The organism is Paenibacillus sp. T2-29, from assembly GCF_052921365.1.
In genome coordinates this window covers 93,612-106,921 of record NZ_JBREVE010000007.1, presented here as the reverse complement: position 1 = coordinate 106,921, position 13,310 = coordinate 93,612, and the positions used below count along the sequence as shown (strand labels likewise).

The following is a 13,310-nucleotide window of genomic DNA, read 5'->3' as shown; positions in this document are numbered from 1 at the left end:
TATTTAAAATTTCGATTAACTTTTATATACTGGTTAGAGTTGATGCGTCACATGCTCATGTAGACATTCAACTGGAGGGGGCTGATAGAAATGAAAACACTCATCTCTAAACATTGGCATTTGATGCTGATTGGTTTTGTAGCCTTGATCATGGGCGGATTTGTCTTGTTTTATTTTCAGGGGAGCGTGTCGTCGTTTCCGGCCGTTCAACCTAAACAAGCTCAGGAGGAGCCAGATGAAGCCAAATACGAGATTGTGACAGTGGGTGTAAAAGGGGATGGTTTCTATCCTAAAAATATTGAAGTGAAAGCCGGCGTTCCAACCAAGATCAATTTCAAGAAAATGACGTCTTTTACTTGCATTGATGAAGTACAGTCGTTGAAGATCGGAATGGACGTTTACCTGGATCACGAAAATAATTATTTTACCGTCCAGGACTTGAAACCGGGCATATATGAGTATAATTGTGGCATGTACATGTACTACGGGACGATCACAGTAAAATAAATCAAAAAAAGCTTTCTGGCACATTGATGCCAGAAAGCTTTTTTTCTTTTAACTAGGTGAATTGGGACAGTATGTGTATATATATCATCATCCAGCTGTGGTGCAATATGCCCTATCCTTTACCTCTGATCAGCTTACATTAGCTGATCTTTTGTTTTTTCTTCTCTCAGGGAATTTACATGAGAACGGAGCAGGCGGAATGGTGCTGTACAAGCGATAGCGGTCGCCTTTGTCCTCGGATTTCAACCTTTGTCTGCTTATCCAAGAAATCCGGGGACAACAGCGATGGGAAGCACCATCCGCATGCGTAGTGGCTTCAATGTAAATCTTAATCCACTCCCCATATATCTAATTTTGAACTGATTTTTCTCCTAATTCGTCGGGTACCCGCTTCTGAGCCAGCAAAGTATGATAATAGTATCTAGAGATGAGGAGGAGCTTGTTATGGGATCTTCAACTGAAACCGCTTCCAGCGCTGATACTACGATTCCTGAATCCAATCGTGGAAGACCGCGTAGGGCTCGCGGATCGAAGCCCGAACGCGGTGAAAAAGGCCTGTGGAACAGCGTGAAACAGCAAAAGTATCTTTACTTTATGTCCATTCCTTTCGTCATATGGGTGTTTGTTTTCAGTTATTTTCCACTATGGGGCTGGACAATGGCGTTTCAAAATTATAAACCAGCCAAATCGTTTTGGGATCAAAAGTGGGTAGGGTTGGACAACTTTATTGAGCTTTTTCAGGATGAACGTTTTTATCTGGTATTACGCAATACGCTGGCGATGAGCCTGATGGGTATTGTTTTTGGTTTTGTTGTACCGATCTTTTTTGCAATTCTGCTAAATGAGTTGCGTGGTATGCTGTTCAAGCGAGTTGTGCAGACAGTATCCTACCTCCCGCATTTTGTATCATGGGTAGTTGTGGCCGGATTGGTGACGAAAATGCTGTCCATTGACGGAGGGATTGTTAACGATATATTGGTAGCGCTTCATATTGTGGATGAACCGATTCAGTTCATGGCCAAGGGGAGTTGGTTTTGGTACATTGTAACCGCTTCCGACATATGGAAAGAGACGGGTTGGAATACGATTATTTATTTAGCCGCCATCACAGGAATTGACCAGGAACAGTATGAAGCATCGCGTGTGGATGGGGCCAGCCGCTGGAGACAGATGTGGCATATTACACTGCCGGGTATCCGCTCGACTATCGCCATTCTGTTTATTATGGCGATCGGGCATCTGGTCAGCAATGGTTTTGAAAAGCAGTTCTTACTTGGCAACAGTCTCGTAACGGATTATTCGGAAGTGCTGGATTTGTATGCACTGAATTACGGGATTAATTTGGGCCGCTTCTCTTACGGGACGGCAATAGGCATTTTCAACTCAATGGTTAGCATTCTATTGTTGTTTACAGCGAACGGTATATTCAAAAAACTGACCAAAGAAAGCATCATGTAGGGAGGGAGAAGCGAAATGACGAATAAGGCATTTAACGCTACACGGTCAGAAAAGCTGTTTGACTTGTTCAACTATATCCTCATGGCTCTGATCGTGGTGTTGACGCTGTACCCGTTTCTGAACGTACTGGCAATTTCCCTGAACAATTCGACGGATACGGTGCGTGGCGGTATTTATATATGGCCGCGCCAGTTTACACTCGAAAATTACAAAACGATTTTCCAATACGATGGCCTGCTTCGGGGTCTGCAGGTATCCATTTTACGTACAGTGGTTGGAACGCTGCTGGGACTCATCTGTGCTTCTATGCTTGCATTTACGCTGAGTCGGGTCGATTTCCGCGCGCGCAAGTTCATATCCACGTTTCTGGCGTTGACGATGTATTTTTCCGGCGGGATGGTGCCTGTGTTTATTTTGATGCGTGATTTGCATTTGCTGGGTTCGTTCTGGGTGTATATTTTTCCGGGGCTGATCAGCGCATTTAACGTTTTTGTCATTCGTTCCTTTATGGATGGTTTGCCATATGCGTTACAGGAGTCTGCCAAGCTGGATGGAGCAAATGACTTTATAATATATTGGAAGGTTATTCTACCGCTGTGCAAGCCTGTACTGGCGACAATTGCTCTTTTTTTAGCGGTAAATCAATGGAACGCATGGTTTGATACGTACTTGTACAACGGAACCGCCGCACAATGGACAACGTTGCAATTTGAGCTGATGAAGATACTGCAAAGTACGCAGCAAGGCGGCGCCAATATGGCGAATAGCAACGATATGGCTAAGCAAATGGCTCAAATTTCGCCAGAGTCGATTAAAATGGCAATCACGATTACCGTCACGCTTCCTATTTTGCTCGTATATCCATTCCTACAAAAGTATTTTGTAGGCGGTATGACACTGGGAGCTGTTAAATCATAACAATCAAATCGTTACAGTCCATTCACAACGGTAAAATCCTACAAATGCAGGAGGTCTTGAACATGAAAAAACACTGGTCCAGATTTGCACTGATTCCCTTGCTCGCCGTATCTCTTGCAGCACTCGCAGGTTGCGGTGGAAGCGATAAAGCAGCGAAGGAAGGCTCATCCAGCGGCACAGATCCGATTACGTTTAGCTTCTTCGGAGCAGATACAAGCCCGCAATGGAATGGAATGAAAGATGAAATAGGCAAGGAAATCACCAAGAAAACAGGTGTAACTTTGAATGCGGAATTTGATGTCAGCGGCGGAGGTGGAGATGACCGAATTGCTTTGATGGCAGCAAGTGGTGAATACCCAGACCTGGTCTCTCCTAAAGCAAATATTAACAAGCTTGTGGATGCCGGGGCCATGATTGATCTGACTGATCTGATTAACGATCACGCGCCTAACCTCAAAAAGCTCTACGGTCCCTATATGGATCGGCTGAAATACAGCAATAAAGATCAAGCTATCTATGTTATTCCTACGTATGCAGGTGTTGGACAGGAGAGTTTTGATGCGACGGGAGGATTTGAAATTCAGCATAAGGTGCTTAAGGAGCTGGGATATCCCAAGGTAAGAACCTTACAGAATTTTGAAAACGTACTCAAAACCTATACAGCCAAGCATCCGACGATCAATGGCAAAAAAACGATCCCTCTCACGCTGGATGCGGACGACTGGAGAATTATGATTACCGTAACGAACCCTGCCTTCCAGACGACTGGAGCGCCGGATGATGGTGAATATTTTATTGATCCCAAAACATTTGAAGCCAAGCTTCATTACAAACGTCCGGAAGAAAAGGAATATTTCCGTTGGTTGAACCACATGTACAATGAAGGGCTGCTCGATAAAGATTCGTTTGTACAAAAAAGTGACCAATACAAATCCAAAATTGCCAGCGGCCGTGTCCTGGGTCTGATCGACCAAGAGTGGGGTTATCAGGATGCCGAAAATGCATTAAAAGCGTCAGGTAAGTCTGATGCCAGCTATGCACATTTTCCAGTTACACTTTCGGAGGAATATAAGGATCGTTCCTTTCAGGATACAGGATTTGCGTCCGGTTATGGTGTAGGGATTACGGAAAGTTGCAAGGACCCGGTGCGGGCTATTAAATTTCTGGATTATTTAGCATCCGATGAGGGACAGGTGCTAGTGAACTGGGGAATCGAAGGCAAGCACTATGAAATCAAAGATGGCAAACGCGTCATTCCTGCCGATGTATTGGATCAAAAAACGAACAATACAACCAGCTTCAATAAATCCACTGGAATAGACTTATACACATTAATGAGCGGACACTATGGTGACGGAGTGAAGGACTCTACGGGTAACTACTACACTGCCAAATTCCCGGAACAAATTATCGCGGCTTATTCGAAGCCGGAGAAAGAATCACTTAAAGCGTATGGCGTAAAAACGTGGAAGGAACTGTTTCCAGGAAAAGAAGAATTTGATGTGAAGCCTTGGGGCGCGGCCTATAACATAACGACAGACAATGAATCCAACTATAACGTTACATTCAAAAAAACGACAGACATTATCCGCAAACGGATACCGGAAGCGATATTAGCACCAGCTTCCAATTTTGATACGATATACGACAACATGATTAAAGAACTGGATGCCGCCGGAGCTGTCCAAATGGAACAGCAATATACGCAACTGGTGAAGGACAGAGTGGAGTTATGGAGTGGGAAAGCGTCCAAATAGTAAGTCCATTTATCCAAACTTTGAAATCTCGGAGTGACAGAGCGCATACGCTAGGGCCAATTTGTAGCAGCGCTTTGTCTGCCCCTGATGAGGGAGGGTTTGTCGTGACGAAAAGCGAAAGACCACAGTCCCTGCGGTTATGGTATCGCCAGCCTGCTGAGGTATGGGAAGAAGCATTGCCAGTCGGCAATGGACGGCTGGGAGCTATGGTATTTGGCGGAATCAGGGAGGAGCATTTGCAATTAAACGAGGATACGCTCTGGTCCGGATTCCCCAGGGATGGCGTTCAGTATGATGCATTGCGATATTTAGAACCTGCCAGAAAGCTGATTGCAGATGGAAAATACAAAGAAGCCGAACAACTGATTACTTCAAACATGCTGGGCCGCGATACAGAAGCCTACCAGCCTTTGGGAGATTTGTGGATTACGCAGGAGAACCTAGGGGAGATTGCGCATTATGAACGGGAACTGGATATGCAGACCGGAACGGCAACGGTCACTTTTCAGAGTGATGGAGTCCGCTATACTCGTGAAGTTATCGCCAGTGCACCCGATGGGGTCATTATGGTGTCACTGACTGCGAATAAGGTCGGGAAAATCCATGCATCTGTGCGCATGACCACACCCCATTCTTGTGATGATGAAGCTGGAGAGGATGTGCATTTTTCTGATTCCTCCCAATGGGCTAGCGATAACGATCCATCCGAGGAATCGACCAGGGACTTTATTACGTTGACTGGACGAGCGCCCAGTCATGTGGAATCTAATTATCACGGTGATCATCCACAGTCTGTCGTTTACGAAAATGATTTGGGGATGGCTTTTGCAGTTCAGGCGAGGGTTATTCCCGAGGGAGGAACCTTGACGACGAGGGATGACGGAGCGTTGATCATCTCGGACGCGGATAAAATCACGGTGTATTTGGCAGCGGCTACCGGATTTCGGGGATTTCAGGCTATGCCGAATAGTGATGCAACAGAGTCGGCAGAAGCATGCAAGGTCATTCTAGACGGAGCGATTTCGCTAGGAAGTGAGCAGGTGCGGCAACGCCATGAGCAGGATCACCGGAAGCTGTTTGACCGTGTTGCATTAGAACTGGGAAGTGACACGCTAACTGACGAGTCCGTTCTCCCGACGGATCTGCGATTAGAACGCTATCAGAAAGGTCAGGCAGACCGGGGACTGGAAGTGCTGTTATTCCAATATGGACGTTATTTGCTAATGGGCAGTTCACGTCCGGGCAGTCAGCCCGCCAATCTTCAGGGCATCTGGAATGACCGGGTACAGCCGCCTTGGAACAGTAACTATACAACCAATATTAATACACAGATGAACTATTGGCCCGCAGAGGTGTGTAATCTTGCCGAGTGCCATGAGCCATTACTGCACATGATTGGAGAAGTCAGCCGTACGGGGCGCAGGGTTGCTTCCATCCATTATGGAGCTCAAGGATGGACAGCACACCACAATATAGATGTATGGAGATACGCCGGACCGTCGGGTGGCCATGCCAGTTGGGCATTTTGGCCGCTTGGAGGTGTATGGCTGACTGCTCACCTATGGGAACGTTATCTGTTCACCTTGGATACAACCTATTTGGCAGAACAGGCTTATCCGCTTATGAAGGGGGCGGCGGCCTTTTGCCTGGACTGGCTCGCGGAGGGCCCGGATGGTCGGCTCGCAACGTCCCCATCCACATCACCTGAAAATAAATTCATCACGCCCGAAGGCGAGGATTGCAGTATATCCATGGGCTCCACGATGGACATGACGCTGATTCGGGAGCTATTAAGCAACTGTATTCAAGCCGCAGTCCTGCTGGAATTAGACGATGAATTCCGCAAGCGCTGCGAAGAGACACGGGAACGATTAGTCCCCTATCAAATCGGCCGTCACGGTCAGTTGCAAGAATGGTTGGTCGATTTTGAGGAAGCGGAGCCTGGTCATCGACACGTTTCGCATCTTTACGGGGTTTATCCCGGCCGACAGATCCATATCCGCGATACTCCGGAGCTGGCTGAGGCGGCCCGCATATCGTTACGCCGCCGGCTCGATCATGGCGGCGGGCATACCGGGTGGAGCTGTGCCTGGTTGATTAACCTGTACGCCCGGCTGGAAGATGGCGACACTGCGCATCGGTATGTTCGCACGTTGCTGTCGCGATCGACCTACCCTAATTTATTCGACGCTCACCCGCCTTTTCAGATCGACGGTAACTTTGGTGCGACGGCAGGCATCGCAGAAATGCTGCTGCAAAGCCGCCTGGGTGAGCTGACGCTATTGCCTGCCCTGCCATCGGCATGGCCGGAGGGAAGGGTCAGCGGCTTGAAAGGACGCGGCGGGATTACGGTCAGCATGGAGTGGTCCGGTTCGCGGCTCGTCCGTGCGGAGCTTACCGCATCTGTCCAGACGGGAAGCTGCACGATTCGCAGTGCACACCCGTTTAGCGCAGATGCTCGTCAGGCTCAGCCTGATCCCAAGCACGGAGGATTTATTTTGTCATGGATTTTTACCAAAAAGCAGGAAAAAACGAATGAACATACGATTATAATTGAGGGAGAGGGAGAGACACAATGACTATTTTTCAATTTCCGCAGGACTTTATGTGGGGGACTGCAACAGCCGCCTACCAAATTGAGGGGGCTTATCAGGAGGATGGGAGAGGGCTGTCGATCTGGGATACCTTTGCCCATACGCCGGGTAAAGTGTTTAACGGGGATAACGGGAATGTAGCTTGTGATAGCTATCATCGCTACGAAGAAGATATCCGTCTCATGAAGGAACTGGGCATTCGTACATATCGGTTCTCGGTGTCCTGGCCGCGTATATTCCCGAATGGTGACGGTGAAGTCAATCAAGAAGGATTGAACTATTATCATCGCGTTGTTGATTTGTTGAACGACAACGGGATTGAACCGTTTTGTACACTGTATCACTGGGATTTGCCTCAGGCGCTACAGGATGCGGGAGGATGGGGAAATCGTCGTACAATTCAGGCATTTGTCCACTTTGCAGAAACGATGTTCCGCGAGTTTCACGGTAAGATACACCATTGGCTCACATTCAATGAACCTTGGTGCATCGCTTTTTTATCCAATATGTTAGGAGTTCATGCTCCGGGTCTGACGAATCTCCAGACAGCGATTGATGTAGGACATCATCTGCTGGTCGCGCATGGCCTATCTGTACGCCGATTCCGCGAGCTAGGCACCAGTGGCCAGATCGGTATCGCTCCCAATGTCTCCTGGGCTGTTCCTTACAGCACCTCTGAGGAAGATAAAGCGGCTTGTGCGCGCACGATTTCTCTGCATAGTGACTGGTTTCTCCAGCCTATTTATCAAGGCTCGTATCCTCAGTTTTTGGTAGACTGGTTTGCGGAGCAGGGAGCCACCGTACCTATACAAGATGGAGATATGGACATTATCGGTGAACCTATAGATATGATCGGTATCAATTATTATAGTATGTCGGTTAATCGCTTTAATCCGGAAGCAGGCTTTCTTCAATCTGAAGAAATCAATATGGGACTACCTGTAACGGATATCGGCTGGCCGGTGGAGTCACGTGGGCTGTATGAGGTACTACATTATTTGCAAAAATACGGTAACATCGATATATACATCACAGAGAACGGGGCTTGTATCAATGATGAAGTCGTAAACGGAAAGGTGCAGGATGACCGTCGAATTTCGTACATGCAGCAGCATTTGGTACAGGTACACCGGGCAATTCATGACGGCCTTCATGTTAAAGGGTATATGGCCTGGTCACTTATGGACAATTTTGAGTGGGCAGAGGGATATAATATGAGATTTGGCATGATTCATGTCGATTTTCGCACACAAGTCCGTACCCCCAAGGAAAGTTACTATTGGTATCGAAATGTAGTAAGTAATAACTGGTTGGAGACTAGACGTTAAATCAAGAGAAATGATCTGAATATAAAGCAAATTTAGGTCTGCCTCCGCTCCCGTTTGTTTAAATAGGAGGTCCTCTGGGGTAATAATAGCCAAGATGAATTACAGATGGTTCTAGTATGTAGAGACCGGCAGGAATAATAAAATAAAAAATGTGCATACTGAAAAAAATACCTGGCGAGGGCACTTTTTAAACTATTTTAAACTAGAGGGAGTGGAGGGTATGGCTTCGAATTTTAGAAAATCAGGATCAAGTGATAACCAAATGAGCCGCACGGTATCTGTTATTTCTTTGATCGCTTGCATTGTAGGTATTATTCTTATTTTGCTTGATATAGGGAATTTAACCGATCGTAATATCTATTTAATGACAGGCATTGGCGCCTTTGCTGCCGGAATTTTCATTTTTCTAATCGGGAAATCATTTGTCATTGCCCGTAAGAAGGAAGACCAAGAGAACGGGCATCGTTAATACAATTGAAAAAATGATGTAAAACTGATAATGAAAACAACAGCGCGGGGCTTCGAGCAGTGTAGCATGATAACTGTAAGGAGTCCCGATTTTTGCTTTAGTATAGCTTTTTTAAGATACTTCAAGATGCATAATTAACGTTTTTATATGTCATTTTTGAATTAAAAAGAAATTTTGAATTTGCAAGAGAAATTTTATTTTTAGAGAGGTTTTTCACAAAAATCGGACAAATAATCGACAATTCTGTTAACAATAAAAAAAGTGGCCGCTTTTCTGCTATCTTATATAAGGGCAAGATTACAGGAGTTCGTTAAGTTTTGAGTAATTTACTATTTTAAGGAGAGGGGAACAACATGAACAAAAAACCAAAAGCGATTATTGCGTTGGTTTTGACCGTGCTCACGGTAGCATTGCTCATCTGGACGTGTTTTTATGCTGGCGGAAAATACGTTGTTTTCGATCCGAAAGGACCAATTGGGCAAGCACAAAAAGAGCTGATCATTCTTACAACTGCATTGTCTGCGCTTATAATTGTACCGGTTATGATTTTGACCTTCTTCATCGTTTGGCGGTATCGCGATACCCCAACAAACAAGGTGAAGTATCAACCTCACTGGGATGACAGCAAAAAGCTGGAAACCACATGGTGGGCTATTCCAATTATCGTTATCTGTATTATTGCGGTTATCACTGCGAGATATACCTACTTGCTGGAGCCTTCCAAGCCGTTGGCAAGTGAGCAAAAGCCAGTAACGATTCAAGTAACTTCACTGGACTGGAAATGGCTCTTCATGTACCCAGAGGAAGGTATAGCTACAGTGAACCAAGTTCACATTCCTAAAGGTGTTCCAGTCCGTTTTGAACTGACTGCTGACGCCCCGATGAACTCGTTCTGGATTCCGCAATTGGGCGGTCAAATCTACACCATGTCAGGCATGGCCATGAAACTGCATTTGCAGGCCGATCACGAAGGAACTTACTTTGGCTCGGGTGCAAACTTTAGCGGTGAGCATTTTGGACAAATGCGTTTTGATGTAGAAGTCCAGTCGGATGAAGAGTATAAAAACTGGGTCGCTGACATCAAGAAGCAGTCGAAGCCGCTGACGAAAGACGGCTATTTGGCGCTTGCAAAACCAGGTTTGTCCCAGCCTGATGAATATTCTTCGATTCCAGACGGCTTGTTCAAAGAGATTGTTAACAAGTATGTAGTGGAAGGCGCTCCTAACCCCCATGCTGGACATGGCGGAGCTACATCCACAGAAGATTCATCCAAATCCGGCACAGAAGATCATGCTGGAATGGACATGAGCGGACACAATTAAATGATTATAGGGAAGGAGGCCCCCAATGCTTGACAAAATAAAAGAGTTTGCATCCACTTTCTTCGTTACTGGAGACCCGATGATCTATGGAGCGGACGTTTCCATCGCATTAGCAACGATCGGGATCGTGTTTGTGCTCACTTATTTCAAAAAATGGGGCTGGCTTTGGAAAAACTGGTTGACTACGGTTGACCATAAAAAAGTCGGTATTATGTATATTCTTGCGGCCATCTTGATGTTATTCCGCGGAGGCGTGGATGCATTATTGATGCGTATTCAACTTGCTACACCGGATGTGACACTCCTACATCCTGAGCATTACAACCAGATTTTCACAACTCACGGCACAATCATGATCTTGTTTATGGCAATGCCGTTGATGTTTGGTTTGTTTAACATCGCCGTACCCCTTCAAATTGGTGCGCGCGACGTTGCGTTTCCTTTCCTGAACGCATTGAGCTTCTGGCTTTTCTTTATGGGTGCGATGTTGTTCAACTTGTCCTTCGTTATCGGCGGTTCGCCAGATGCAGGCTGGTTGAGTTATCCACCGCTCTCAGAACTGCAATTTAGTCCTGGCGTCGGTCAGAACTTCTATATCTGGGGTATTCAGATTTCTGGTATAGGTTCATTGGCTACAGGGATCAACTTTATTGTTACCATTATTAAAATGCGCGCACCTGGTATGACTTGGATGAAAATGCCTGTCTTTACGTGGTCCGTATTTTCATCATGTGTTATTATCATTTTCGCGTTCCCGATTCTGACGGTTACTTTAGCATTGCTATTCCTTGACCGCTTCGGAGGAGGGCACTTCTTTACCCTTGATTTCGGCGGTAACCCGATGATGTATATCAATTTGATCTGGATGTGGGGTCACCCTGAGGTATACATCGTAGTATTGCCAGCCTTCGGTATTTATTCCGAGGTTATCAGCGTATTCTCCAAAAAGAAATTGTTTGGTTACAAATCCATGGTTTACGCGATGTTCATTATTGCGATCCTGTCCTTCTTCACGTGGGCGCATCACTTCTTCACGATGGGATCTGGCGCAGATGTTAATGCATTCTTTGCGATCTCGACGATGGTTATCGCAATACCGACAGGGGTTAAAGTATTTAACTGGCTGTTCACGATGTACCGGGGTAAACTCGAATTTAAAACTCCGATGATGTGGTCTATTGCATTTATTCCGAACTTCCTGATTGCAGGTTTGACGGGCGTCATGTTGTCTGTAGCGCCTGCGGACTTCCAGTTCCATAACAGTTACTTCCTGATCGCTCACTTTCACTCCGCTCTAATTGGTGGGGTAGTGTTCGGTTACTTGGCAGGTCTGTACTACTGGTGGCCTAAGATGTTCGGTTTCACATTGCCTGAAACGCCTGGTAAATGGGCTTTCTGGTTCTGGAATATCGGTTTCTATGTATGTTTCATTCCGCAATATTCCCTCGGTCTGATGGGGATGACACGTCGTCTGAGCACTTACGGCTGGGATACTGGCTGGCAGCCGCTTAACATGGTGTCAACCGTTGGGGCATTCCTGATGGGGATTGGTTTCTTGTTCCAGGTTCTTCAAATTCTTCTGGGTATCAAAAATTACCGCAAGCTGAAGGATACAACGGGCGACCCTTGGGGCGGTCACACGTTGGAGTGGTCCATTCCTTCACCTGCACCGGAATACAATTTTGCTACCATTCCGCAAGTAGAAGAACGCGATGACTGGTGGGCAGAAAAAGATAAACGTGCAAAAGGTATTTTCAGAAAGCAACCGCCAATTGAAGCGATTCATATGCCGAAAAACTCGGCGATTCCATTCATTATGTCGGTATTCTTTTTCATTGCAGGTTTCGGGTTCGTATTTGGATGGTCGTTCTTCTATATTCCAGGGCTGATCGGCGTGGCAATTTGTATGATTTGCCGTTCGTTCTTCTCCTATGATGGCGACTACTATATCCCTGCGGATGAAGTAAAACGCACGGAAGCGGCAATAAGGGGGTCTGTATAATGGCACAAGCTGCAGCACATCACAGCCATGATCATGACCACGGGCATCACGATCCGCAAGAATTGAAGATGCTTGGTTTTTGGATCTTCCTCGTAACGGACGTAATCCTGTTCAGTACCTTGTTCGCAACCTTCGTTGTCCTTCGGAACAACACAGCCGGAGGACCAGGTGGCGCAGAGCTGTTTAACATGACGGGCGTTATTATTGAAACGTTCCTCTTGCTCACAAGCAGCTTCACAAGTGGTCTGGCTGTGTTGGCTATGAACAAAGGAAGCATGAAGGGATTAATCAGCTGGTTAATCGTGACAGCGATCCTGGGTCTTGGTTTTATCGGTTTTGAAGTTTACGAGTTTGTTGAGATGGTACATGAAGGTGCCAATTTTGGAACCAGTGCGTTCTTGTCGGCATTCTTCACATTGGTCGGAACACACGGACTTCACGTTTCGTTAGGTCTGGTTTGGATGATTGGACTTATGTTCCAGTTGAAAAAACGCGGACTTACTCCAGAGACGAAGGGCAAAGTTTCGGCATTGAGCTTGTACTGGCACTTTTTGGACGCTGTCTGGATCTTCTTGCTGACAGTTGTCTATTTGATGGGGGTGATGTAGATGGCACAGCATCAATCAGGAGCGGGTTCGCATGGTCATGATGATTCTCACGGTTCAGTGAAATCCTATGTTATCGGGTTTATTCTGTCCATCGTACTGACCATCATCCCTCTCTTCGTGGTTATGAATCATATGTTGAGCCGCACTTCGACCATGGTTGTTATTTTAGCCGCGGCAGTGCTGCAATTTCTGGTTCAGCTTTTCTTCTTCATGCACATCCGTGAAAGCAATGGACCACGTTGGAATGTTATGACTTTGATCTTTGGTGTTGTGATCCTGTTGACTGTCGTTGGCGGTTCTGTATGGATTATGGAATACAACATGGTAGCACACTAATAAGTCACACT

Annotated in this window: 11 protein-coding genes; all 11 read left to right on the top strand. The window is 46.2% G+C overall.

Going from position 1 to position 13,310, the window contains the following annotated elements:
• The first annotated feature begins 90 nt into the window (after positions 1 to 90).
• Positions 91 to 507 (top strand): cupredoxin domain-containing protein, encoded by a 417-nt coding sequence (locus tag ACU1JV_RS19300; protein WP_013373114.1) that lies wholly within the window; start codon positions 91 to 93, stop codon positions 505 to 507.
• A gap of 444 nt (positions 508 to 951) precedes the next feature.
• Positions 952 to 1,965, top strand: a complete 1,014-nt coding sequence (locus ACU1JV_RS19295) for an ABC transporter permease (protein WP_413987018.1) — start codon at positions 952 to 954, stop codon at positions 1,963 to 1,965.
• Positions 1,966 to 1,980: 15 nt separating this feature from the next.
• The gene (locus tag ACU1JV_RS19290) at positions 1,981 to 2,883 is read left to right on the top strand and encodes a carbohydrate ABC transporter permease (RefSeq protein WP_446724612.1); all 903 of its coding nucleotides are present in this window, start codon (positions 1,981 to 1,983) and stop codon (positions 2,881 to 2,883) included.
• Between the two features lie 62 nt (positions 2,884 to 2,945).
• Positions 2,946 to 4,640 carry an ABC transporter substrate-binding protein gene (locus tag ACU1JV_RS19285; RefSeq protein ID WP_413987017.1) on the top strand — a complete coding sequence of 565 codons (1,695 nt, stop codon included), beginning with the start codon at positions 2,946 to 2,948 and terminating at the stop codon, positions 4,638 to 4,640.
• A gap of 104 nt (positions 4,641 to 4,744) precedes the next feature.
• Positions 4,745 to 7,219 carry a glycoside hydrolase family 95 protein gene (locus ACU1JV_RS19280; RefSeq protein ID WP_413987016.1) on the top strand — a complete coding sequence of 825 codons (2,475 nt, stop codon included), beginning with the start codon at positions 4,745 to 4,747 and terminating at the stop codon, positions 7,217 to 7,219.
• Positions 7,216 to 8,562: a GH1 family beta-glucosidase gene (locus tag ACU1JV_RS19275; protein ID WP_025674786.1), complete on the top strand. Its 1,347-nt coding sequence runs from the start codon at positions 7,216 to 7,218 to the stop codon at positions 8,560 to 8,562. The genes ACU1JV_RS19280 and ACU1JV_RS19275 overlap by 4 nt, the downstream gene beginning before the upstream one ends.
• A gap of 220 nt (positions 8,563 to 8,782) precedes the next feature.
• Positions 8,783 to 9,031: a hypothetical protein gene (locus ACU1JV_RS19270; protein ID WP_013373107.1), complete on the top strand. Its 249-nt coding sequence runs from the start codon at positions 8,783 to 8,785 to the stop codon at positions 9,029 to 9,031.
• Positions 9,032 to 9,384: 353 nt separating this feature from the next.
• Positions 9,385 to 10,353: a ubiquinol oxidase subunit II gene (gene cyoA, locus ACU1JV_RS19265; RefSeq protein WP_013373106.1), complete on the top strand. Its 969-nt coding sequence runs from the start codon at positions 9,385 to 9,387 to the stop codon at positions 10,351 to 10,353.
• Between the two features lie 25 nt (positions 10,354 to 10,378).
• Positions 10,379 to 12,355, top strand: a complete 1,977-nt coding sequence (locus ACU1JV_RS19260; RefSeq protein ID WP_013373105.1) for a cbb3-type cytochrome c oxidase subunit I — start codon at positions 10,379 to 10,381, stop codon at positions 12,353 to 12,355.
• Positions 12,355 to 12,963: a cytochrome o ubiquinol oxidase subunit III gene (gene cyoC, locus ACU1JV_RS19255; RefSeq protein WP_013373104.1), complete on the top strand. Its 609-nt coding sequence runs from the start codon at positions 12,355 to 12,357 to the stop codon at positions 12,961 to 12,963. The genes ACU1JV_RS19260 and cyoC overlap by 1 nt, the downstream gene beginning before the upstream one ends.
• A complete protein-coding gene (cyoD, locus tag ACU1JV_RS19250; protein WP_013373103.1) occupies positions 12,964 to 13,299 on the top strand; it encodes a cytochrome o ubiquinol oxidase subunit IV in 336 nt (111 codons plus the stop codon).
• The last annotated feature ends 11 nt before the right edge of the window (positions 13,300 to 13,310 follow it).

Bases quoted from the DNA above. Each gene is read 5' to 3' on its own strand.
- ACU1JV_RS19300 (WP_013373114.1), top strand. From the start codon at position 91: ATGAAAACACTCATCTCTAAACATTGGCATTTGATGCTGATTGGTTTT.
- ACU1JV_RS19295 (WP_413987018.1), top strand. From the start codon at position 952: ATGGGATCTTCAACTGAAACCGCTTCCAGCGCTGATACTACGATTCCT.
- ACU1JV_RS19290 (WP_446724612.1), top strand. From the start codon at position 1,981: ATGACGAATAAGGCATTTAACGCTACACGGTCAGAAAAGCTGTTTGAC.
- ACU1JV_RS19285 (WP_413987017.1), top strand. From the start codon at position 2,946: ATGAAAAAACACTGGTCCAGATTTGCACTGATTCCCTTGCTCGCCGTA.
- ACU1JV_RS19275 (WP_025674786.1), top strand. From the start codon at position 7,216: ATGACTATTTTTCAATTTCCGCAGGACTTTATGTGGGGGACTGCAACA.
- ACU1JV_RS19270 (WP_013373107.1), top strand. From the start codon at position 8,783: ATGGCTTCGAATTTTAGAAAATCAGGATCAAGTGATAACCAAATGAGC.
- cyoA (WP_013373106.1), top strand. From the start codon at position 9,385: ATGAACAAAAAACCAAAAGCGATTATTGCGTTGGTTTTGACCGTGCTC.
- ACU1JV_RS19260 (WP_013373105.1), top strand. From the start codon at position 10,379: ATGCTTGACAAAATAAAAGAGTTTGCATCCACTTTCTTCGTTACTGGA.
- cyoC (WP_013373104.1), top strand. From the start codon at position 12,355: ATGGCACAAGCTGCAGCACATCACAGCCATGATCATGACCACGGGCAT.
- cyoD (WP_013373103.1), top strand. From the start codon at position 12,964: ATGGCACAGCATCAATCAGGAGCGGGTTCGCATGGTCATGATGATTCT.